17 protein-coding genes are annotated in these 22,365 nt (G+C 34.2%); 5 read left to right on the top strand and 12 right to left on the bottom strand.

All coding sequences use genetic code 11. The features are described 5' to 3' along the window. Positions 1–166 precede the first annotated feature (166 nt). The 4 genes from OXQ85_RS14940 to OXQ85_RS14955 all read right to left on the bottom strand — a co-directional run bounded on the left by OXQ85_RS14940 (position 167) and on the right by OXQ85_RS14955 (position 6,853). On the bottom strand, positions 167–3,685 hold the full coding sequence (locus tag OXQ85_RS14940; protein WP_267405484.1) for a DUF5977 domain-containing protein: 3,519 nt from the start codon (positions 3,683–3,685) through the stop codon (positions 167–169). 10 nt (positions 3,686–3,695) lie between these two features. Beyond that, on the bottom strand, positions 3,696–5,237 hold the full coding sequence (locus OXQ85_RS14945; protein ID WP_267405485.1) for a T9SS type A sorting domain-containing protein: 1,542 nt from the start codon (positions 5,235–5,237) through the stop codon (positions 3,696–3,698). A 223-nt stretch (positions 5,238–5,460) separates the two neighbouring features. Beyond that, positions 5,461–5,958, bottom strand: a complete 498-nt coding sequence (locus tag OXQ85_RS14950) for a low affinity iron permease family protein (RefSeq protein WP_267405486.1) — start codon at positions 5,956–5,958, stop codon at positions 5,461–5,463. A 70-nt stretch (positions 5,959–6,028) separates the two neighbouring features. After that, a complete protein-coding gene (locus OXQ85_RS14955; RefSeq protein WP_267405487.1) occupies positions 6,029–6,853 on the bottom strand; it encodes a GLPGLI family protein in 825 nt (274 codons plus the stop codon). A gap of 133 nt (positions 6,854–6,986) precedes the next feature. Here OXQ85_RS14955 and OXQ85_RS14960 point away from each other — a divergent pair, with 133 nt between their 5' ends. Continuing rightward, positions 6,987–8,006: a terpene synthase gene (locus OXQ85_RS14960; RefSeq protein WP_267405488.1), complete on the top strand. Its 1,020-nt coding sequence runs from the start codon at positions 6,987–6,989 to the stop codon at positions 8,004–8,006. A gap of 56 nt (positions 8,007–8,062) precedes the next feature. Here OXQ85_RS14960 and OXQ85_RS14965 read toward each other — a convergent pair whose 3' ends face one another. The 7 genes from OXQ85_RS14965 to OXQ85_RS14995 all read right to left on the bottom strand — a co-directional run bounded on the left by OXQ85_RS14965 (position 8,063) and on the right by OXQ85_RS14995 (position 15,664). Then, entirely contained in the window at positions 8,063–8,914 is an 852-nt protein-coding gene (locus OXQ85_RS14965) for a carbonic anhydrase family protein (RefSeq protein WP_267405489.1), read from the bottom strand. Between the two features lie 290 nt (positions 8,915–9,204). Further along, positions 9,205–9,510 (bottom strand): 30S ribosomal protein S10, encoded by a 306-nt coding sequence (rpsJ, locus tag OXQ85_RS14970; RefSeq protein ID WP_002661363.1) that lies wholly within the window; start codon positions 9,508–9,510, stop codon positions 9,205–9,207. 18 nt (positions 9,511–9,528) lie between these two features. Further along, a complete protein-coding gene (fusA, locus tag OXQ85_RS14975) occupies positions 9,529–11,646 on the bottom strand; it encodes an elongation factor G (RefSeq protein ID WP_267405490.1) in 2,118 nt (705 codons plus the stop codon). A 6-nt stretch (positions 11,647–11,652) separates the two neighbouring features. Continuing rightward, positions 11,653–12,129, bottom strand: coding sequence for a 30S ribosomal protein S7 (gene rpsG, locus OXQ85_RS14980; protein WP_027371737.1), 477 nt, complete (start codon positions 12,127–12,129; stop codon positions 11,653–11,655). Between the two features lie 23 nt (positions 12,130–12,152). After that, positions 12,153–12,566: a 30S ribosomal protein S12 gene (rpsL, locus tag OXQ85_RS14985; RefSeq protein WP_002983146.1), complete on the bottom strand. Its 414-nt coding sequence runs from the start codon at positions 12,564–12,566 to the stop codon at positions 12,153–12,155. A gap of 124 nt (positions 12,567–12,690) precedes the next feature. Beyond that, a complete protein-coding gene (locus tag OXQ85_RS14990) occupies positions 12,691–14,274 on the bottom strand; it encodes a hypothetical protein (protein WP_267405491.1) in 1,584 nt (527 codons plus the stop codon). A 22-nt stretch (positions 14,275–14,296) separates the two neighbouring features. Next, the gene (locus OXQ85_RS14995; protein ID WP_267405492.1) at positions 14,297–15,664 is read right to left on the bottom strand and encodes a hypothetical protein; all 1,368 of its coding nucleotides are present in this window, start codon (positions 15,662–15,664) and stop codon (positions 14,297–14,299) included. A 142-nt stretch (positions 15,665–15,806) separates the two neighbouring features. Between OXQ85_RS14995 and OXQ85_RS15000 the strand changes: the two genes are divergently transcribed. The 4 genes from OXQ85_RS15000 to OXQ85_RS15015 all read left to right on the top strand — a co-directional run bounded on the left by OXQ85_RS15000 (position 15,807) and on the right by OXQ85_RS15015 (position 18,949). Beyond that, on the top strand, positions 15,807–16,283 hold the full coding sequence (locus tag OXQ85_RS15000; RefSeq protein WP_267405493.1) for a Dps family protein: 477 nt from the start codon (positions 15,807–15,809) through the stop codon (positions 16,281–16,283). Positions 16,284–16,377: 94 nt separating this feature from the next. Next, on the top strand, positions 16,378–17,556 hold the full coding sequence (gene pncB, locus OXQ85_RS15005) for a nicotinate phosphoribosyltransferase (RefSeq protein ID WP_267405494.1): 1,179 nt from the start codon (positions 16,378–16,380) through the stop codon (positions 17,554–17,556). Positions 17,557–17,581: 25 nt separating this feature from the next. After that, complete coding sequence (locus OXQ85_RS15010; protein ID WP_267405495.1) at positions 17,582–18,055, top strand: YciI family protein; 474 nt, start codon at positions 17,582–17,584, stop codon at positions 18,053–18,055. A 642-nt stretch (positions 18,056–18,697) separates the two neighbouring features. Further along, entirely contained in the window at positions 18,698–18,949 is a 252-nt protein-coding gene (locus tag OXQ85_RS15015) for a hypothetical protein (RefSeq protein WP_267405496.1), read from the top strand. A 316-nt stretch (positions 18,950–19,265) separates the two neighbouring features. Here the strand turns inward: OXQ85_RS15015 and OXQ85_RS15020 are convergent, their stop codons facing one another. Next, positions 19,266–22,364, bottom strand: a complete 3,099-nt coding sequence (locus tag OXQ85_RS15020; protein ID WP_267405497.1) for a CusA/CzcA family heavy metal efflux RND transporter — start codon at positions 22,362–22,364, stop codon at positions 19,266–19,268. Between the last annotated feature and the right edge of the window lies 1 nt (position 22,365).

The raw sequence follows: 22,365 nt of genomic DNA on the forward strand, positions 1-22,365 counted from the left end.
TACGGTATTAATCTGTCGTGCATCCGAACTTGATGTGGTAACAGGCTCTAAATAGGTTTTTGATTGAACATAGTTTTCTGTTGGACTTGGAGCATTTTGTCCATAAACTAAACTCGATAAAAGTAAAGCTCCGATGGGGATAATTATTTTTTTCATGATTTTTAGTTTACTTATCGTATTCAAAATAAAAGGTGACTGAACTACTATTACTATTTGCACTGATCCATACAGTAACTCCTCCATTGGGAGCTATAGATATTGTTCCAGAGCCATCTCCTGAATAGACGCTGATATTCTTATAAGAATTAGGTGTACATAAACTTCCTAATGTACCTATAAATGTTCCAGACCAGTTTGTAGAACTTGAAACAGGTAAACTCAGAATTCCTTTTATATGATTAGCCGCCGTTTCTTGAAATGATGAATAATAAATTGAAACATTATATGCAGGATCAATCGAACAGCTATAAGGTTTACAAACTCCATTAGTATTTGCATACGCTTGTCCGTTTGCATTTATATCATTTTGTGCTTTTTGATCAGCATCTGCTTGGCTTATTGTTGAAGAATATTTACCTATAGGAATTATATATGTTATTGGTTCAGGCAATGTTCCAGGCCCACAGTTATTTCTAGTAAATACTTGACTTTTCTCCGAACTATAATAGCTTGTAGGGGCATAGTTATACTTATATTCCTTTACTATTTTATCTTCATTATTAGTAATTTTTTCTAATCTATTAGCAGAATCATATGAATAGTTATCTCTTAATCCAGAAGGAGAGGTCATACTTTTAACACCAACTAAAGGAGCATGAGTATAGGTTGAAATATTAAAATCTTTTAACTCTGATTTGCTACCAAAATCTTTTAATTTAGAAAGCAATTCAGCTTCCGTAGTAGAATCAAAATGTTGATCAGATTTTTTTACAATATCTAGATTAAGATAAGCGTTATTATCATTTGCATTCAAACCAAATGCCTGCATAATTTGCGAATAATTCGCTCCTTCAATTTTAGCTATTGGCTTACTCTGCCTATAGCCCCAAATGATAGTAACTGGCATATTGTCTTTTGATCTATATTGCAGAAGATTACCTTTATTATCGTATCTATCATAGGTAATATCTGTGGTCATTAGGCTAGTTTTCAAGTCATAAGATAACTCAGAGCTTGGAAGAAGATTTGTGGAATTTTCATACTTAACCTCTTGCTTAGCTAATGTTTTACCATTAAGCTTTTTCTCAATTTCAACCGCTTTATCTAATATATTGGCATCAATCAGTTTTTGAATACTTTTATCTTTCGCATTTCTATAATATTCTTCGGTAATATCATCCCCAGAAGCTGTTTTCTTATATATCAGCCTCGCATCATCATAATTGTACGAATTTTCTTCTTTTACACTTCCATTGGCAAAAATATCTTCCGTAGAAGTAGTCTTTAAATTATTGAAATAATGTAATAAATAATTGGAGGCAGTAAAACCACCTGAGGGATTACCTGCATAATCATATCCGGTTGATACTTTTTGAACTTTAATAGAATCTTTAACTTGATAATCGTAAGTATATAATTCTTTTTTGATAGGTGAACTGCTTCCTTCTTTATAATAATTGACTGACAATAATTTCCCTCTTCTTCCATCAAATGATTGTATATAAGATTGTGGAAATTTAAAAAATTTAATCATATTTTTAACTCCTTGATCTATATTCTCAACAGGTTGCATAAACTTATCAGGATAATCATTAAAATTAGTATATTTTTTTTCTACGGATCCTTTACCTATAGTTTCTTCAATAATTCTTGAATATCCTATAATCGCTCCAGTATTAAAACCAATACCCGAAGCAATTTCGGTTCTTAATGAATTTACAGGTGTGGTAATAAAATTAATCTGTCCTGAAGATTTATTATTTTCATTGATGTACTTATATTTGATTTCTTTACTCAAAACGTTCTGAGAGTCATAAAGCTTCATTCCGCCAACTCTTATGCTTCCTAAAATATATTTTTGATCTTCATAAATGAAATCGTCATTTTCATAATTTAATTCTAAAGACCCACCAGTAGGATAAACTAACTTTTGTAATACCCCTAGCTTAGATTTTATAGAAGGGGTTCTATCTATTCCATTAGTTGTTGCATATGAAGCTTTATTCGTTAGTCGAAAAGGAAACAAGTTATCTTTTTCTAAGTCAGGATAAAAATATATACTTGAAGATTGATAATAATTCCCATTATAAGGCTGATAATTATCTTTTGAGAAAATAATGTTTGAACTATTGTCATTAAAATATCCTAAAAAATCAACTTTAGAAGAGGTTCTTGAAGGGAAATTATCAGATGTATAATAAAAATTATACGTACCAAGTGTAGAATCATTAATATTATCTAATTTAAGTCTTTTACATTCATAATCTCCAGAAGTGCAATTCGATGAATTAAAGTAAGAATAATTAAAGGCAACCTCTTTTATTACTAGATTATTTTTGTTCATTACATTTATACTACTCAAACCATTACCTGGGTAATCTTGTCTAGTAAACGAATAATTAAAATTAACAGTTTCCTCATCTGTTAAGATTCGCTTAATTCGCTTGGGTTTTAATGTAGAAGTTGTTAATCTATTGTGTATCAATGGAGGTGGTTCGTAAATTGATAATGCATTCCCAACAGTATAATTTTGTGTGACATTGTAATTTCCAAAATTTAGATAACCACTAGTTCTAAGAGCTGGATGTTCATAATCGTTTACGTAGCCTTCGTATTCAAAATTGATTTCTCTACCAGAAATAGGATCCTTAATTTTTGTTAAATACCAATTATTTACCTGTATGTCATAATGGCTAATGAAAGTTTCCGGATATTCTCTTATTATAGAATTTTCAAAATCATTAAATGTATATATATAACCATTTTCAGCTTTAAATTCAAATTTATCAGGTTGATAAAAGACTGTTGCTTTTCCTGAATTACCCCAGTAAGTACTTTCATATCCTCCGCAGGTAGGTTTGATGATGAAATTAAAAGCATTATTTAATTTAGTTTTTGTTAGGTTAAAAAAATTAGCCTTAAAATGAGTTGCATCAATTCTTGATAAATAAAATTTATCTTCTAATCCAGGGGCATTTAAATAATAGAAATCAGGAGCTGCATCAATAAATCTATCATCACTTACTGAAATTCTGGGATTTATACATAATTGTTGTCCAGAAATGTTTGAATTTGATAACTGAGTTGGATCTTCAGTAGTTAAATATCCTTTCGATTGCCTATGCCAAGCGAATGACATTTCAGCTTCAAATCCCCCCTCAGAATAATAAGAATAACTTTCAGTAAAATCATTTTGGTCATTTACTTTTACAGTTAAATTTCCACCAGCATTCAAGTTCCATCCTAACCCTACTGATGTTGCAATATCAGCAACCTTATTTCCTTTTGTATTATAAGAGAGCCCAATTGGAATGTTTAGTTTGCCAAATTTTATGTTATAAATAGGTATTGATACATTTGTTTTTCCAATGTAGTCTAAATCTGAAAAATCACTATATCGCATTAAACTAGCTACTTCTGGAGATGCAACATTCTGTATCTGCTTTTCCATTAAATCTTGCGAATAGTATACATTTAGAGATAATAAAGAGATTATTAATAATATCTTTACTTTAATTTTTTTCATTGTATTAGTTTTATTTCTTAATCAATTTTGCATTCGCGGTTTTATTCTCCTTCGTTTTTATGGTCACCAAATATGCTCCTTGAATCAAAGCCTGTGTATTAATCTTAGTCACTTTATTCTTAGTTTTCAGGTTTTGCAACTGTCTTCCAGACATGTCATAAAGATTAATTTCAGCATCTTTGAAATCATATCCAATTTCCACATACACATAATCTGAAACTGGATTAGGATAGATTTTAATATTTTGTTTTTCAATCAATTGATCAATTTGCTTATCACCCAGTTTTACGATTTTCCAGTTCTCTTTTCCAAGCTCTTCCGCGCTTGTTCCAGCCAAAATAATCGAGCCATCTCGGTTTAGTTTTATATCCGAAAGTCTTTCTTCACGTTTTCTGGATTCGCCTTTTACATGCTTTCTCCACTGCTCGTTTCCATCCTGATTCAAGTATAACATCCAAAATGTTTCATCATCAGCTTCAATCCTGCCTTCTGCCTGAGTATAGCCGCCTAACAGAATCCCTTTAGACTTATCATCTGAAGAATTAATAGTGCTCATTCCCATGAGTACATCTCTGTTTTTGAAATTGTAAGATTTTTGCCAAATTTCTTCACCTCTTTCGTTCAAAGAAATCAGCCAGATATCTGTTCCCTCTTCCAAACCAACGGTTTTATTTCCTGATCTTTCCGAACGACTTTCACCTCCGATTAGGTAACCACTTGATGTTAAAGAAAGCGTTCTTAAATGATCGTCACCTTTTCCACCAAAGTTCTTTTCCCATTCAACTTTTCCATCTTTATTGAGTTTAACAATCCAATAATCACCTTCACCAAAATTTTCTACTTTCTTTGATCCTCCTACATTACTTCTGGAATAAACTCCTAACAAAGCTCCGCCGTCTTTCGTAGGAATCATTTTTTCTACTTCATCCAAACCTTTTCCGCCCAATATAATTTGAGAGGCTATGGCTCCGTTCTTGTCTAACTTGATAATTAAAACATCTTTAGATCCATATCCTTTTGCTGAATTTTGAATATTTCCAGCCACGACAAATCCAAGATCTGTGGTCTGAATCACCGCTCTGGATTCTTCATCCGAAGCCGAACCAATGGTTTTCTGCCACAACTCATCCCCAAATTCATTCAAGCGAATCAGCCAAATATCAGATCCGCCTTTAGAATCCTCCTTTTTGTCCAAACCCTTTGTGGAATAAGTAGTTCCAGAGATTAAAAACCCACCTTCTTGTGTGGCAACCGTTGCCGATAAAAAATCATGATTGTTTCCCGAAAAATACTTTTCCCAGACTTCCTCACCTTGCTGATTGAGTTTTACCAAATGAAAATCATAGCCGTTGTTTGAAGTAGCAGATGATAGTTTGGAGGTAGCAGCTTGAATGCTGCTTCCTGAAATTAAGTATTGCCCGTCGATAGTTGTTGTGACTTGGCTTAGAAAATCCTGTGTCGAAGATTTGATGTCTTTTTGCCAGACAACCTCCTGAGCTGAAACGCCCAAGACCGTGCATAAGAAAAATGCACCCGCGTAGATTTTTTTCATACTCGTGTTTATTTAAGTTTTATTGTTACCAATTTTTAAGAGTTGCAAAAATAATCTTTTTACTTCACAAGAAAAAGATTTATTAAAGGAAGTTAACACTGAATTAACACCTTAATGCAAAAATAATTGACGCAAACGACAGAACTTGACGTAAAATAAAAAGCCATTCAAAAATCATTGTATAGACTTTTGAATGGCTCATATATTTTTTTTGCCTGATAATTTAATTCACATTCTTCTGCTGCTTTTTTTGCAGCCACTCTTCATGTTTCTTTTTAAAAAACTCATGCTTATAATCTTGGTTTCTATGGGCAGCATCTATGGAATGCGAAGTATGAATATCAGCATCTTCTTTGGCAAAACTCGCCAGCTTTTCGTAATAACAATGAAGTTGGTCTAGTTCTTTTTCTGTTAATTCTTCAATATCAACGATTCTGTTACTCGCTTTTTCGTTGGCGGCAATCAATTCGTTGAGTTTGATTTGAATGGCTTTAGAATCCTTATTTTGAGATTTCTGAATAAGAAAAACCATCAAAAAGGTAATAATTGTCGTTCCCGTATTGATTACCAATTGCCAAGTCTCCGAGTAATTAAAAATAGGTCCAGAAACTGCCCAGGCAATCACAATTATTGTCGCGCCAATAAACGCATAGCTGCTTCCTGTAAATTTAGTTGCCCAATTAGAAAATTTTTCAAAGACACTCATACTTGTGTTTGCCATTTTGTATTATTTTGTGAAAAATCAAGCAAAAACTCCGCCGAAGAAGCAGAGTTGAAGTGGAATTAGCGATTTAATATTTCAATGCTTTATTTCGTTCAATCGGGTTATTAAACTTCTTCATCATTTGCTGAACTTTTTTATTCAGTTCATTGAATTGTTCTTTGTTAGTAACTTTTACATTCATTACAAATATTTCTTCACCCGCATTTTCTTTAAAACCATTTCTCATATCATGCAGCGGATCATTATAAATATCCATCTTTTTTTTCAGCCTTACCGCATCTGATACTTCCAACGGTTTACTACCATAAAAAGTTTCTATAAACCCAAAAGTATCGTAGGTATTTTTTAAGTTTTTATTTTTAACTAAAGAAAAAAGATAATTTGATTTTGAATCTTCCAGAAAGAAAATCAGTCCGGGAAGACCGCGGAATTTATAAGGCCCTTCCGGAATAGTAATGTCTTTATTAAACCAAGCCGTCCATTCTCTTCCGCCAAATTTTGTCGTGGCTTTCTGTAAAGTATATTGCCCTAATTTTTGAGTTTCATTGGTTAGTTTCCAAGTCATTTTATCTTCTGTGGGAAAAGTGTACATATCAGAACCTATCAACTCATAATTTTGATTATTATATGAATCTTTTGAGCGTTTAACACTAATAAAATCACCTCCAAATCGATGGTCATAATTTCCTTTAGCCTTATTGATGGAATCTGATATCAAATAATTGTATTCATAAAATTTCACGTCCTTCGGATTCACATCCAACACAAAATGTACTTTATCGTATCTCGCTTCAGTAGAATCTCTTTTGAATTCTAATTCATACATAAAACGTTTGGTCTGAGCATTAAAAATCAAACCGATAAATAAGAACAGAAGTAAAATTTTTTTCATAATAATAACTTGAAAACAAAGATACATATTCATTTTTCCATTTTAAATGATTAAATAAATACTAAAAATATAAGAAATTTCATTTTTTTTTAATTTAATTTTAAGATAACTTTAATCATAAAAACAAATTTAAATGAAAACAATTACAAACAAGGAGTTTTATTTGGGTTTTGAAGATTTACCTAAGCCAAAATATCCTTTTCCTGATTATATTCACCCTCAATTTGAGCAGCAACGGCAGGAATACTACCAATGGATTGATACAGAATATGCTATTCATAGTAAAGAAGCCCGTGAAAAACATAAAAAGCATCATCTTACAGATATTGCTGCACGAGGGTGCCCGTTCTTAAAAAGTATTGAGGAACTAAGACCATTATCTAACTATACTGCTAACGGCGCAATGATGGATGATTATTTTGACAAATGCTCACGTAGGGAAATGTATGATATTACGCAACGTATTATTTCTATTCTTAATGGGGAACTTCGGGATGAGCCTGAGGAAAATGGTATTTTTCATTTATATTGGGTGCTTCGCCAAGATGCACTAAAAATTAATATTCCGAAAAATATTTATGACCGATTTGTGAGATCTATTCGCTATGTCTTTGAAGGATATTCTGAGGAAAAAATTTATTACAGAAGCAACACCGTGCCTCCCTTAGCAGTTTACTTACTCATTCGCGAGGCAACTAGCGGTGTTTTACCCTATTGTGACTATGCTGCTTTGCAAAAAGATTACCGAGAAATTCCGGATTATATTTTTGAACATCCTCACCTAAAGCGAATTTATACCCTTTGTGGACTTATGATCGGAATACATAATGATATCATATCTTTACCAAAAGAACTCCATCGTGAAGAAGACACTATGAATCTTGTAAAAGTTATTCAGAATGAGAAGAATATTCCAATGAAGGATGCTTATATGGAAGCTATTAAATTACATGATGAATATTTACATGAATTTTTAATTCTTCAAAAACATCTTCCTCCTTTTGAAGGTTTCCATGATTTGGTAGCCAATTATGTAAAAGATCTTGGTATCATGATTTCTGGGGTTTATGCATGGCACACGAACGACACATCTAGGTATGTTAATGGAGGCTTTGTGGAGGGAGAGTATGTAAGTAATATAAATCAACAATAAAAACAAAGAGTCGAAATCTTATGGTTTCGATTCTTTGCTTTATCTTGTCATCAAGGCTAATCATTTACCTTCACATATACTTTCCGACCATTCAGCGGACGAGTTGTTCTGAAATTTGGCTCGGTATAAACAGATTTATAAGTTGAAAACTCAGCATCCGAAACCTGCTGCTTATCTTTAAATACAAACCAAGTTACTGGTCCCCCGTCCGTAGCTGAAGAATTAGCTCCAAAATTCGGAGTGGTTAATGAGCCGCTATATGTGTAATATTCTTTGATATTTGATGGAAACAAAGTAGATAAATCAAGCGTTGTATTGGGAGAATTAATCGCGTTTGGTGTCGTTGGTGACTGATTGAATAAATCCTGAAGTCCCGGATTTCCGTTTCCTGAATCTACCAAAACACCTAAAACCGCATAAGAATTATCTAGCGATCGATTTACAAAATGAATTTCCATCTTACTGTAAGCTCCGTTAATGGTATGCTCACTGCTGTAATGAAAATGGAAATTAACCAGATTATATTGCTTTCCGCCGACTGTAATATAATTGTTGAAACTGTCTGCCCCTGCAACATTTACTCTTAGGTTTTCACCTTCATTATTCGCTACTGAATTTAAAGTGACTGCCCCATAGTGAATATTCGGGTCGTTGCTTTTAAATGGAATCAGGTTTGAAGTAATAATGTCGATGGGAGTTTGAGATTCTGCAACCGCAGAAGAGAAATCTGAAGTGACGATGGGCGTACTGATGAGATCTGATGGATAAGAAGCCAAGATGTGGTTTTCATCATCTTCTTTACTACAAGCCATTAACAACAATTGAGCAGAGATAAGAACAATGCCTACTTTCCCTACTCTAGCCGCTGAATTTTTCAGCACTAAAAAGAATTTTTTTTCTGTTATCATTTGCGTTAAACTATTAAGTATATATTTTTTTAACAACACAAATGTAAATACAGTTTTGAAGAAAACGGATTGAGTAAAATCAAATTTAATTACATTTTAATGAACTATAAAAAGGTTAAAAATCAATTCAATACATCTTGAAAAATGATTTTAAATTTAAAAATTAAATAAAAATATCAATTATCATTAATACTAATTATTGATTTGAAAATAATCGTTTCAAGCAAAAATAAAAATCCGCTCCTCGAAAGGAACGGATTTTATTATAATCATTGCAAAGTATGCAATTATCACACTTTAATTTCTACGTCAACTCCTGAAGGAAGTTCTAATTTCATTAGAGCATCAACAGTTTTAGAAGAAGAAGAGTAGATATCCATTAGTCTCTTGTGAGCTGATAATTGGAACTGCTCTCTTGCTTTCTTGTTTACGTGAGGAGATCTCAACACTGTGAAGATTCTCTTGTTCGTTGGCAATGGAATTGGACCGTTTACAACAGCACCAGTAGCCTTTACCGTTTTTACGATTTTCTCAGCAGACTTGTCTACCAAGTTGTAATCGTAAGATTTTAGTTTTATTCTGATTCTTTGTGACATTTCTTGTACTTTAAAAAATTAACCTTTTGCTTTAGCGATAATATCTTCAGCAACGTTTTGAGGAGTAGCTTGATACTTCTCTAATTCCATAGAAGAAGTAGCTCTTCCTGATGAAAGTGTTCTTAGAGTTGTAACATATCCAAACATTTCAGAAAGTGGAACTGAACCTTTGATTACAACAGCACCGTTCTTTTCTTCCTGACCACTGATCGTACCTCTTCTCTTGTTAAGGTCACCAATGATGTTACCCATATATTCTTCCGGAGTTACAACTTCCAGTTTCATAATAGGCTCCATAATTACCGGCTTAGCAGCACGTCCCGCTTCTTTGAATCCTAATTTTGCAGCCATTTCGAAAGAAAGAGCATCAGAATCCACCGCGTGGAAAGATCCATCTTTAAGAGTAACTTTAATACCTTCAACTTCGAAACCAGCCAAAGGACCGTTCTTCATTGCAGCTTTAAATCCTTTTTCAATGGCAGGAACAAATTCTCTAGGAACGTTACCACCTTTGATCTCATTGATGAATTCTAAACCAACTTTACCTTCGTCTGCAGGTCCTAGTTCAAATACAATATCAGCAAATTTACCTTTACCACCAGATTGTTTTTTGTAAACCTCTCTGTGTTGAGCAACTTTTGTTAAGTTTTCTTTGTATTCTACCTGAGGTTGTCCTTGGTTTACTTCAACCTTGAACTCTCTTTTCATACGGTCTACAATGATATCTAAGTGAAGCTCACCCATACCAGAGATGATCGTTTGTCCAGAAGCCTCGTCAGTTCTTACAGTAAACGTAGGATCTTCTTCAGCCAATTTAGCTAGAGCGTTACCCATTTTATCCTGGTCAGCTTTAGTTTTAGGCTCAACAGCGATACCAATTACCGGATCAGGGAAAACCATAGATTCAAGAATGATCGGGTTTTTCTCATCACACATCGTATCACCAGTTTTGATAGATTTGAAACCTACAGCAGCACCAATATCTCCAGCTTCAATATATTCTACTGGGTTTTGCTTGTTAGCGTGCATCTGATAGATTCTAGAGATTCTTTCTTTATCTCCTGAACGAGTGTTCAAGATATAAGAACCTGCATCTAGTCTTCCAGAGTATGCTCTGAAGAATGCTAGTCTTCCCACGAATGGGTCAGTAGCGATCTTAAATGCTAATGCAGAGAAAGGCTCATCTACAGATGGTTTTCTTGTGATTTCAGCGTCAGTTCTTGGGTCAGTACCTTTGATATCATCTTTATCCAATGGAGAAGGCAAATATTTACATACCGCATCCAACATAAACTGTACTCCTTTGTTCTTGAATGAAGAACCACAAGTCATTGGGATAATAGATAAATCGATAGTAGCTTTTCTAAGAGCTTCGTTGATTTCGTCTTCAGAGATTGAATCTGGATCTTCGAAGAATTTCTCCATCAAAGTCTCATCGTAGTCAGCCACAGCTTCTACTAATTTCTCTCTATATTCTAGAACTTCATCCTTCATGTCTTCCGGAATTGGAACTACTTCGAAAGTAGCACCTTGTCCAGCTTCATCCCAGATGATCGCTCTGTTTTTAATTAAGTCTACAACACCTTTGAAATCTTCTTCAGCACCGATTGGTAAAACGATTGGAACTGCGTTTGATCCTAACATGTCTTTAACCTGGTTTACCACGTTAAGGAAGTCAGCACCTTGTCTGTCCATTTTGTTTACGAATCCCATTCTAGCAACTTTGTAGTTGTCAGCAAGTCTCCAGTTTGTTTCAGACTGAGGCTCTACACCATCTACTGCAGAGAATAAGAATACCAATCCATCTAATACTCTAAGAGATCTGTTTACTTCTACTGTGAAGTCAACGTGTCCCGGTGTATCGATGATGTTGAAGTGGTAAGGTTTAGTTTCTGGCAAAGCTTTTCCCTGATCTGTTGGAAAGTTCCAAGAACAAGTAGTTGCAGCAGAAGTAATAGTAATACCTCTTTCTGCTTCCTGCTCCATCCAGTCCATTGTAGAAGCACCATCGTGAACTTCTCCAATTTTGTGGTTTACACCTGTATAGAATAAAATTCTTTCTGTAGTGGTAGTTTTACCTGCATCAATGTGAGCAGCAATACCAATATTTCTTGTAAATTTAAGATCTCTACCCATTTCAGATTAGAATTTAAAGTGTGAAAACGCTTTGTTAGCTTCCGCCATTTTGTGAGTATCTGTTTTCTTTTTGAAAGCAGCACCTTCTTCTCTAGAAGCAGCTACTACTTCATTAGCTAATTTCAAAGCCATAGACTTATCATTTCTCTTTTTAGAGTAGCTAATTAACCATTTCATTGCCATAGAAATTTTTCTATCAGCTCTGATTGGCATAGGAATCTGGAAGTTAGCTCCACCTACTCTTCTAGAACGTACTTCTACGTGAGGCATAACGTTTGTTAATGCATCTTTCCAGATTTCAAGGGCTGTTTTCTCAGTTTCTCCTTTTTTAGTTTCTACGATATCTAATGCATCATAGAAAATTTTGAATGCGATAGACTTTTTACCGTCTAGCATTAAGTTGTTTACGAATCTCGTTACCAATTGATCATTAAATTTTGGATCTGGTAACAACGGTCTTTTTTTCGCTTTCGTCTTTCTCATTGCTTCTGTACCTTATTTAATGATTATTTTTTCTTTCCTTTTGCAGGCGCTGCAGCAGCTTGTCCTGGTTTAGGTCTCTTAGCACCGTACTTAGATCTTCTCTGAGTTCTTCCATTTACACCTGCAGTGTCTAATGCACCTCTTACGATGTGGTAACGTACTCCCGGTAGGTCTTTCACCCTTCCGCCTCTAACCAATACTATCGAGTGCTCTTGAAGATTATGTCCTTCGCCCGGGATATAGGCGTTAACTTCTTTACCGTTAGAAAGTCTTACCCTTGCTACTTTTCTAAGTGCAGAGTTAGGTTTCTTAGGTGTAGTAGTATATACTCTCGTACATACACCACGTCTTTGTGGACAAGAATCAAGGGCAGCCGATTTGCTCTTCTTGGCAAGCGTGGCTCTTCCTTTTCTTACTAATTGTTGAATAGTAGGCATTTAATTGCTTTTTATTTTAGGGTGCAAAAATAGTAATAATTTTTTAATCTACAAGCAGTTGAGTATAAATAATCTTGTTTATTAAAATTCAATTAACAATAATATAATACGGTAAGGCACAGTATCATTCAAAAATATGAACCTTTACATTTTTATTCCAGTGGAATGTTTTGATGTTATTTTGAAGAGATTCTTTCAGTTTAGAATCAATACAGAAAATAGTAACGCGTGTTTGAGAAACAATGTCATTATTAGCAACAGATAAAACAGCTACTTTTTGCCAATCTTTAGGAACAAAGCCACGAAGCCACTCTTCATATACAATCGCTATCTTGAAATTGTTCTTTTTTGAAAAATCGCCAATATACTTTCCGTATTCTTCATCAGAATTTTTTACTTTTTCGTTGAATTTAATCATTTCCTGAGAACCTAAACCGGCAATATCAAACAAATGAATATTCGTAAAATAAGAAATCGCCCCAATATCATTCGCAACAATTTTAGAATCATTATAATAGGTATGAAGAAATTTGGCAGACTGAACCTGCTGTTCATAAATATTTTTAGGCCCATAAACTAAAATTCTATTGGCGAATCCCATTTTTGAAATCAGTAATACAATGTTGGCAAACAATAAAATATTCAGAATAAGATTTTTTTTAAGTTCAAATTTAAAATAGATAAAATACTCTCTAAGCCTAGGAATAATAAGCATGGCAAAAGCTACAATAAGATAAGCTTCGTATCTTAGAATACTTTTCAAATCTGCAAAAACACTATGAAGCAGCATCGTAATCGCCCAAACGAACAGGAAAAAATTCTTTTTATAAAAATCTTGTAAAGAAGTTCGTTTTTTATAATCGCTAAAGATCACAAAACAAAGCAAAAGCAGCGGCAATAAACATCTTTTATAAAAACTTCTGTTGAAAAGTGCTGTTAGCATAATATCTTTTATCTGACAAAAAAAGTCTTCTCCAAAATCGACGTGTGCACCTTTTACAACCACAGAATTCGGAAAAAAATGTCCAGTATGAAGATTATTAAAATATCCAAAAATTAAAATCGGAACAAAACCGAATAGTAAAATCAAGATTGATTCTTTAAATTTCTTAAGAAAGAAAAGGAAAAAGGCTAAAGAAACGAAGTAAAACATCATTTCAAACCTTACCAAACCTAGCAATAGAATCGTTCCATAAAAATAAAAGAGTGAATTTGTATTTTTAAAATCACTTGAAATCCAATTGGTAAAAAAGTAAATATTAATGACAACCAATAGAATTTGTAAAATATGCTCCATTCCGGAGAACATTTGCAAATGTAAAACAGAAGCAAATACAGTAGCTAATACAGAGATACTTATAAATCTGACTTTATCTGAAAATCGGGAATAATATTTCGTTAAAAAGTAAATCACACTTATCATCAATAAAATATTAATGAAAATCGGTATGAGAGCTGAATTTCCAAATAATTTAATGCAAATACTGATCAAATAAGTGAATATCGGTGATGATGAAGTGGAAGAAAATGCATATTGAGTCATTCCCCAAATACCATGTAAAGCAAAATTCTTCGCAATTGCCAAATGAATGTAAGCATCATCTAGAACATAAGTGAAATTACCATCTGTTTTAGAAATCGCCACAAAAAAATACAACAAGCAAATTCCGAAGAAAATAAAAATAGAAACCAGAAAACTTTTCATCATTTATTAAAATTCAATATTATAATTAATCTAAAATAAGCCAAGAAGTGTACAAAACTTTACTTTTATCCCTTACCGTATCATATTTCACCCATTTTATCTGAGGATAAAAAGTTCCTGCAAGCGATTGTTTTATTTCTCCCTTCTGATTATTTGTATGTTCGTAAGTGAAAGATTTATTAATAATCGGAATATGATATTTCGTAACATTCTTTATCTCCTTCTGATCATTATAGATATATACTTTATCCTTAAACTTTTCCATTTGAGGCTGAATCTGATGCTTATTCTTCAAATAATTAGACGGACTTTTTAAACTATACGCCACCAAAAACACAAAAAAGAAACATCCTATACGCCAAATCCATTTATCTGATTTTTGATTTTGAAAATAAAGAATCAGAAATGAAAAGAATAGACAAACATTCGCAGCAGCCTGCAACCTCACTCCCATTTCTTCAATTTGCTGAAAGTATCCTGAAAGAAGAAGTGACACACCATAAACAGCTGCCGTTATCCATAACAATTGATGAAAGTAATATAACTGTGTTCCTTTTGCTTTTCGGTAATAAGTAAGTAAATATCTGAACAATAAAATATCAATCACAAAAACAAAAAACTGAAAAGCCATACTCGCAAGACTGTTGGATGCAGGCTTTATTCCTATATAAGGATCTACGGCGTTGGCTAAACCAAAAATATCTCTCACCGTATATATATAGGATATCCAGATTGGTTTTCCTCTTAAATTTTCTCCTGTAAAGTTTCCTAAATTCAGAAAGTTAAACAGCAAATATCCTCCGACTCCTATTCCTGAGAGAATTACAAAAAATAAGTAAGGTTTAAAATATTCTTTATTTTTAATTTTATTAAAAACAAAAACACCAAAAACCAACGCTGACAAATAAATATAAACACCAGAATACCTTACGGTAAATAAACAAGTGAGCGCAATTGATGCAAAAACCGCATTTCTCACCATATTTTTTTTCATGAAAACCTGATGCAAAAAGTAAATCATAAAATACAGAAAGAAAATAAAAGTACCCTCAGAAAGCGTTCCTGCGAATACAAAAAAGAATGTTTTACCCATAAAGAGTAAAACCGTTTCCCTAAAATAATATTTTTTAAAATAGGAAAATAATAAAATCGTTGATGTTAAAAGTAAGTTTAAAATCTTTGACGACCAGAAATAATCCTTCGTAAAAAAATGACCGATTTCCAGTAACAAAGGATAACCTAAAGGAAAAAGATTGGTTTTTATTTTAGGCAAATCAGATGCAATTCCGAAATAAGACAAGCTGTCGGCTCCTATTCCGCCAGTTGGAAGAAAAAAAGTGTGAACAAAATAGGTAATTACTATTATGATAGCCGCAATCTTATATTTCATCATAGTATTTAGTCTTTTAAACCGCAATATTAAGCAAACTTATTCAAATTTATTTAAAAAATCCTGCCATAGTTATCATCTATTGGTTAGGGGAAAGTTCGGCATGATATTTCCTTCCAATAAGGCATAATTAAATAATAGACTTATGAAAAACGCAAGCATTATCGGGCTAAAAGAAGCCGATTGTAAAAACATTGCAGAAAAACTGAACATTTTATTGGCCAACTATTCTGTTTTCTATCAAAACACGAGAGGCTCTCACTGGAATATCAAAGGTGAACAATTTTTCACTTTACACCCTAAATTTGAAGAGCTTTACAACAGTTTAGTGTTAAAAATTGATGAAATTGCTGAAAGAATTTTGACATTGGGAGCAACTCCAGCACATAATTATTCAGATTATCTGAAAGTGGCAACTATTCAGGAGAGTAAAGAAGTAAGCGACGGAAATAAAAGCGTAGAAATTATTTTAAATTCTTTTAAAGTAGTGATTGATCTTCAGAGAGAACTTTTAGACATTACCGATGCTGCCGGAGACGAAGGTACAAACTCCCAAATGAGCGACTATATCACCGAGCAGGAAAAAGAAGTTTGGATGTACAACTCTTATCTTGGAAAATAACTATAAAAAATTTATCAGAAAATATTAAAAAAATCACCTTACATTTAGGTGATTTTATTTTTAATTATTAAATTTGCGTATAAATTACACAATTATGCACGACGTACGATTAAACTCCATCTTAGACAATGATTTCTATAAAATCACAATGCAGAATGCGGTGGTGAAATTATTTCCGAGCTCTATAGTAAAATATGAATTCATCAACAGAGGAAAACATCAGTTTCCGGAAGGTTTTGATTCGGCTTTAAGAGAAGCTGTTAATAAAATGGCCGAACTGAAGCTTACCAAGGATGAAAAAAAATTCATGGCAAGAACCTGCCCTTATATCGACCTTCCTTATCTTGATTTTCTGGAAGGCTATCATTACGACCCGTCTGAAGTGAAAATTCACCAGGAAGGAACTGAACTTTCTGTAACTGTAGAAGGGCTTTGGTATCGAACTATTCTTTGGGAAGTTCCTTTGTTGGCACTAATCAGTGAGCTTCATTATGAAATGAAACACATGGAAAGAGATTCTAATGAAGTAGTAATGAACAAAACGCTTGAAAAAGCAGAATCTTTAACCAAATTGGGCGTCAACTTCGCAGAATTCGGAACCAGAAGAAGACATTCTTACAAAGTTCAGAACTTGGTAATGGAAGCTTTAACTCAAAATAAAAAGAATACATTTATCGGAAGTTCCAACGTACATTTTGCGATGAAATATGGCGTAAAACCTATCGGAACTCACGCTCACGAATGGTTTATGTTTCATGCCGCGGAATATGGTTTCAAAATGGCAAACGAATTGGCGCTGGAACATTGGGTAGATGTTTACAGAGGTGACTTGGGTGTTGCGCTTTCAGACACATATACAACCGATGTTTTCTTCCGTCAGTTTGATAAAAAATTTGCTAAACTTTTCGATGGCGTTCGTCACGACAGCGGAGATCCTTTGGAATTTGCTGATAAAACAATTGCTCATTATGAAAAACACGGTATCAATCCTTTGTTTAAATATATTATTTTCTCGGATGCTTTAAATCTTGAAAAAGTAGAAGAAATTACGAATTATTGTAAAGGAAAAATTGGCGTTTCTTTCGGAATCGGAACTAATTTAACCAATGACGTAGGTTTAAAACCAATGAATATCGTGATGAAATTAATTGGCGTTCAAGCTCCCAACAAAGAATGGATTCCAACCGTAAAATTATCCGATGAACACGGAAAATATACCGGAGATCCTAAAATGATTGAACTTGCCAAAGAATTTTTAGCAATAAAAGATTAAAAAAAAACAATTAAACACATACATTATGAAAAAGACAACTTCCCTCTTTGCTTTCGTTTTATTGATTTCATTTTTATCAATTCCATTAAAGGGGCAAAATAAAAAGACTGAATTTAATCAGGAATTAGCCACAAAACTAGGCGCAGACAAATACGGCATGAAAGCGTACACCATCGTAATGCTGACAACCGGAGCCACAAAAATTGAAGATAAAACCAAAATGAGCGAACTCATGAAAGGTCATTTGGGAAATATCGGAAAATTGGCAGATGAAGGAAAAATAATTGTCGCGGGACCTTTTCTGGAAAAGAATAAAGAAAATTATCGCGGTATGTTTATTTTCAATACCAAATCTAAAGAAGAAGCGGAACAGTGGGTAAAAACAGATCCTGCTGTACAAGCCGGAGTTTTCAGTTATGAAATTTTTCCGTGGTATGGTTCGGCGGCTTTACCTCTGTATTTGGAACATCATAAAGAGATTTCGCAGGAAAATCCATAAACTCAAATTGATTTGAAGCCTTTTCCTGCTTTCGCTACTCGCTTTTTCGGGTTTCGGCTCGGCGGCTTCGCCGCCGAGCCGAAACCCGAAAAGAGCTCAAACATACCGCTCAACCAGGGCTAGCCCGTAGTCGTTAATTAAAATATCTACTAAACCTCAACATATACAAACTGTCTTTCAAAGGCAGTCTTTTTTTATTTTGACCCTTTAGCACATTACGGCTCAATTTCAAAACTTGGGGAGAAAATATATTAACTTTTTATTGTCTTTTATAAGTGGAACGGCTTTGTGAAACTTAAAACATATCATAATCAGAAAACTTTGTGAGCTTTGTGTTCAAAGTTTAAGGCTTTGAATTTTTATAGTTAAGCCAATTAAATATTGCTATCATTTGCTGAGTAGAACGCCATTGCGACCGAAAATATTTAAAATGAGATGCAAAGCTTTAGCGATCGATAGCGTTAAAGAGAAAATAAAGAATTGTTTGAGTCTTGTTTTCTAATACTTTGCTTAGATCCCTACGGGGATGACAAACTTTATGGATACAAAATTTTTGCTTACTCCCCAAGTTTTGTAACTGATCCCACGTTACATTCATTATTATAAATAATTGTATATTTATATACAACAAAAAACTAAACCATGAAAAACAGTCAATTAAAAAATCTTTCAAGAAAAGACCTTAAAAACGTATTCGGAGGAACTTTATATCCTGCTTTAGAATGTTATTCAGATAGAGAATGCAGCCGTTACGGAGAAGCTCTTATCATGTGCCCCGACGGATCGTCATCGATGACAGGTTATATGTGCATGGGCGGAACCTGCATCATATACACAGTTTTCTGTCAACCTACCGTTTTGGAACCATTTCCAGAGCCTATTTTAATTCCTTAAGAGAATATTTAAATTTTACATTTTCTAAACATTAAGAAATTAAGATGCTAAAATTCTTTGCTTAAAAAACTTAATAAAAATCAATACATTGATTTCTTAATTAAATTTCCCTTCATTAACTTAAATTCTTAATGTTAAAAAAGAATAAACAAAGTTTATTTTAATTAAGAAAAATGAAGAGAAAACCAACTAAAAATTTCTACTATCAAATACAAATAGACTCTGAATTCAAAAAAATAAAGTGAGCCAAATGGCTCACTTTTGTGGGTAAAAACCCGTTGAAAGAATAATATAGTAAGATATTATTTGCAATACATTATGCCGTTTCTTTATACTTTTTTCGGTACGCGTAGTAAAACACAGCCGGTAAAATCGTAAAGGAAAGCAACATACAGATGATCAATCCGCCAACGATCATGATAGCTAATGGTTTTTGAATTTCAGAACCCATTCCGTTGGACATGGCCGCCGGCAACAACCCCATCGATCCCATTAAAGCAATCATGACAACGGGACGAATTCTGCTTTTTACCCCATCCGCAATGGCAGCCTTTAGAGGTATTTTATTTTGAAGATTTTCTTTCATAACGCCAATGAGGACAATCCCGTCGATTGTGGCGACTCCAAAGAGAATGATAAATCCGATTCCTGCTGAAATTCCGAAGATTGTACCTGTGAACCAAAGCGACATAAACCCTCCGATAAATGCAAATGCAAGCGTAATCGAAGAAATTAAAGTATCTTTCATATTTCCGAAATTGAAATACAGCAACATCAAAATCAACACTAAAGAAATAGGAACCACCATTGCAAGCTGTTTTCCGGCTCTTTCTTTACTTTCAAATTCTCCAGCCCAAGTCATTTTATGCTTTTTCGGAATATTTACATCTTTGGCCACTTTTGCTTTGGCATCTTCAATGGTACTTCCAAGATCTCGACCTTCAATATTAAAACCAACCCCGATATATCGGCTGTTTCCTTCTCGGTAAATAAATGAAGGGCCTGTATGATAATCAATCGTTGCGATCTCTTTCAATGGCACTTTTTTATTATCTTGAGTCGGAATCAGAATATTTCCTATTTTTTCGGGTGTGTCACGATAATCTTTTTCAAACCTCAACATGACATCAAACATTCTTTCTTCTTCATAGAATTTTGTCGCTGCCTGCCCGCCAATCGTCATTTCAATAACCGCCTGTGCATCGGCTGTCGACACTCCGTATTTTGCCATTTTAGAATCATGAAGCTGAATTCTCAGTTCTGGCAATCCAATATTTTTAAAAACATTCACATCCGAAATTCCCTGAACTGTTTTGATGGAATTAGCCACCTGATTGGCATATTTTTCAAGTTCGAACAAATCATTTCCGAAAATTTTAATCACCAAAGGGGCTTTTACCCCCGCCACATATTCTTCCACATTATCCTGAATCGGCTGACTAAATCCAAAGTTGATTCCCGGATATCGTTCCAGAGAAACTCTCATCTGTTCTAAAAGTTCGTCTTTTGATATTTTTTTCTTCCATTCGTCTTCAGGTTTCAGCTGAATATTAAATTCGATATTAAAAAATCCGGTGGGATCTGTTCCGTCATTGGGGCGACCGGTTTGTGTCATCACGAATTTCACTTCATCATACTTCATTAAAATTCCTTTCATCTCTTTGGTTAGTCGAACAGATTCATCAAGATTCACACTATTTGGTAATGTAGCACGAACGTAGATTGCGCCTTCATTTAATTTAGGCAAAAACTCAGATCCGTAATTTGAAAATCTCCAAGCACAAAGAGCTAATAAAGCTACAAAGCCAACCATAAATCCTTTTTTATGACGATAGCTGAATTCGTAAATTCTGTAAATATTAACTCTGAAAAATCTGGAAATAAAGTTTTCTTTCTCTTCAATATTTTTAGTTAATAACAATTTACACATCGCCGGAACATAAGTTAAACTTAGAATTAATGAGCCTAACAAAGCATATCCTAACGTAAATGCCAATGGTGAAAACATTTTACCTTCTACTTTCTGGAATGAGAAAATGGGCATTAACGCAACAATCAAAATCAACAAAGCAAAGAAAATATAGCTTGCCACGCTGCCTGCACTTTTCTTGATGATTCCAAGCTTTGACATTTTATTGAAACGCTTGAGCCCGACTTCCTTCGATTTTTGCTCGAGGGCGACAAAAACGTGTTCCACAATGACGAGGGTTCCTTCCAGCAACAGCCCGAAATCCAAGGCTCCCATCGAAATAAGATTGGCGGGCAATCCCTGAATTTTAAGCATAATAATAGCAAAAAGGAATGCTAAAGGAATGACTGAAGCGACGATAAAAGTCGTTTTCCAGTTGTATAAAAAGATAAATACGATGATGGAAACCAGAATTACCCCTTCAACTAAGTTTTTAGAAACGGTATGAACGGTTGTGTTTACCAATTCTGTTCTGTCGATGATCGGAACAATCTGCACATCTCCCGGCAGCTCGCCTCCGTTTAATTCTGCGATACGGTCTTTTAATCTGCCAATGACATCACTCGGGTTTTCTCCACGAAGCATGATGACAATACCTTCTACCAGATCATTTTCCTTATTGTAACCTACTTGTCCGAGTCTCGGTTTTGCGGAAACTTTAACTTCAGCCACATGCTTTACCAAAATCGGCGTAGACCCTTTTACTTCAATCTGAATATTTTCAATATCCTCTTTACTTTCCAACAATCCAATTCCACGGACAACATAAGCCTGATCGCCTTTGGAAACCACATCTCCGCCTACATTGATATTGCTTTTCGAAACCGCTTCATAGACATCCAGAGGTGAAAGATCATAGTTCTGAAGTTCTGTAGGATTAATTTTGATCTCATACGTTTTCTCTTCACCTCCAAAACTCACCACATCGGCTACTCCGGGAACAGCAAGAAGCTCCCGCTCGATCACCCAATCCTGAATGGAAGTGACTTCTTTAATCGGTAATTTACTTTTAATAACATAACGATAGATCTCCCCGGTAGCTCCTGAAGGAGGTTCAATGCTGAATTCTGCGCCGTTGGGCAATTCTACATTTCCGAGTCGGTTGGAAGCATATTGTTGAGCGTAAAAATCATCCACATGATCATCAAAAATAACCGTAACCACCGATAATCCGAAAAGGGAAATAGACCGCACCGAAGTTTTATTCGGAATGGTATTCATTTCTTTCGAGATCGGAAGCGTAACAAATTTTTCTATTTCTTCGGCACTTCTCCCCGGCCATTGGGTAATCACTCTCACCCTCGTATTGGTAACATCCGGAAATGCCTCGATGGGCGTATGAATATAAGAATAGATTCCTCCTGCCAATAAAAGAAGCGTCCCAAAAATAACAATCAGGGAGTTTTTTAAAGAGAAAGAAACAATATTCTGAACAAATTTTCTCATG

This window comes from Chryseobacterium sp. GM_Chr_2 (assembly GCF_026540445.1).
Lineage (GTDB): Bacteria > Bacteroidota > Bacteroidia > Flavobacteriales > Weeksellaceae > Chryseobacterium.

Coding starts and splice junctions, on each gene's coding strand:
- OXQ85_RS14940 (WP_267405484.1), bottom strand. CDS start 3,685: ATGAAAAAAATTAAAGTAAAGATATTATTAATAATCTCTTTATTATCT.
- OXQ85_RS14945 (WP_267405485.1), bottom strand. CDS start 5,237: ATGAAAAAAATCTACGCGGGTGCATTTTTCTTATGCACGGTCTTGGGC.
- OXQ85_RS14950 (WP_267405486.1), bottom strand. CDS start 5,958: ATGGCAAACACAAGTATGAGTGTCTTTGAAAAATTTTCTAATTGGGCA.
- OXQ85_RS14955 (WP_267405487.1), bottom strand. CDS start 6,853: ATGAAAAAAATTTTACTTCTGTTCTTATTTATCGGTTTGATTTTTAAT.
- OXQ85_RS14960 (WP_267405488.1), top strand. CDS start 6,987: ATGAAAACAATTACAAACAAGGAGTTTTATTTGGGTTTTGAAGATTTA.
- OXQ85_RS14965 (WP_267405489.1), bottom strand. CDS start 8,914: ATGATAACAGAAAAAAAATTCTTTTTAGTGCTGAAAAATTCAGCGGCT.
- rpsJ (WP_002661363.1), bottom strand. CDS start 9,510: ATGTCACAAAGAATCAGAATAAAACTAAAATCTTACGATTACAACTTG.
- fusA (WP_267405490.1), bottom strand. CDS start 11,646: ATGGGTAGAGATCTTAAATTTACAAGAAATATTGGTATTGCTGCTCAC.
- rpsG (WP_027371737.1), bottom strand. CDS start 12,129: ATGAGAAAGACGAAAGCGAAAAAAAGACCGTTGTTACCAGATCCAAAA.
- rpsL (WP_002983146.1), bottom strand. CDS start 12,566: ATGCCTACTATTCAACAATTAGTAAGAAAAGGAAGAGCCACGCTTGCC.
- OXQ85_RS14990 (WP_267405491.1), bottom strand. CDS start 14,274: ATGATGAAAAGTTTTCTGGTTTCTATTTTTATTTTCTTCGGAATTTGC.
- OXQ85_RS14995 (WP_267405492.1), bottom strand. CDS start 15,664: ATGATGAAATATAAGATTGCGGCTATCATAATAGTAATTACCTATTTT.
- OXQ85_RS15000 (WP_267405493.1), top strand. CDS start 15,807: ATGAAAAACGCAAGCATTATCGGGCTAAAAGAAGCCGATTGTAAAAAC.
- pncB (WP_267405494.1), top strand. CDS start 16,378: ATGCACGACGTACGATTAAACTCCATCTTAGACAATGATTTCTATAAA.
- OXQ85_RS15010 (WP_267405495.1), top strand. CDS start 17,582: ATGAAAAAGACAACTTCCCTCTTTGCTTTCGTTTTATTGATTTCATTT.
- OXQ85_RS15015 (WP_267405496.1), top strand. CDS start 18,698: ATGAAAAACAGTCAATTAAAAAATCTTTCAAGAAAAGACCTTAAAAAC.
- OXQ85_RS15020 (WP_267405497.1), bottom strand. CDS start 22,364: ATGAGAAAATTTGTTCAGAATATTGTTTCTTTCTCTTTAAAAAACTCC.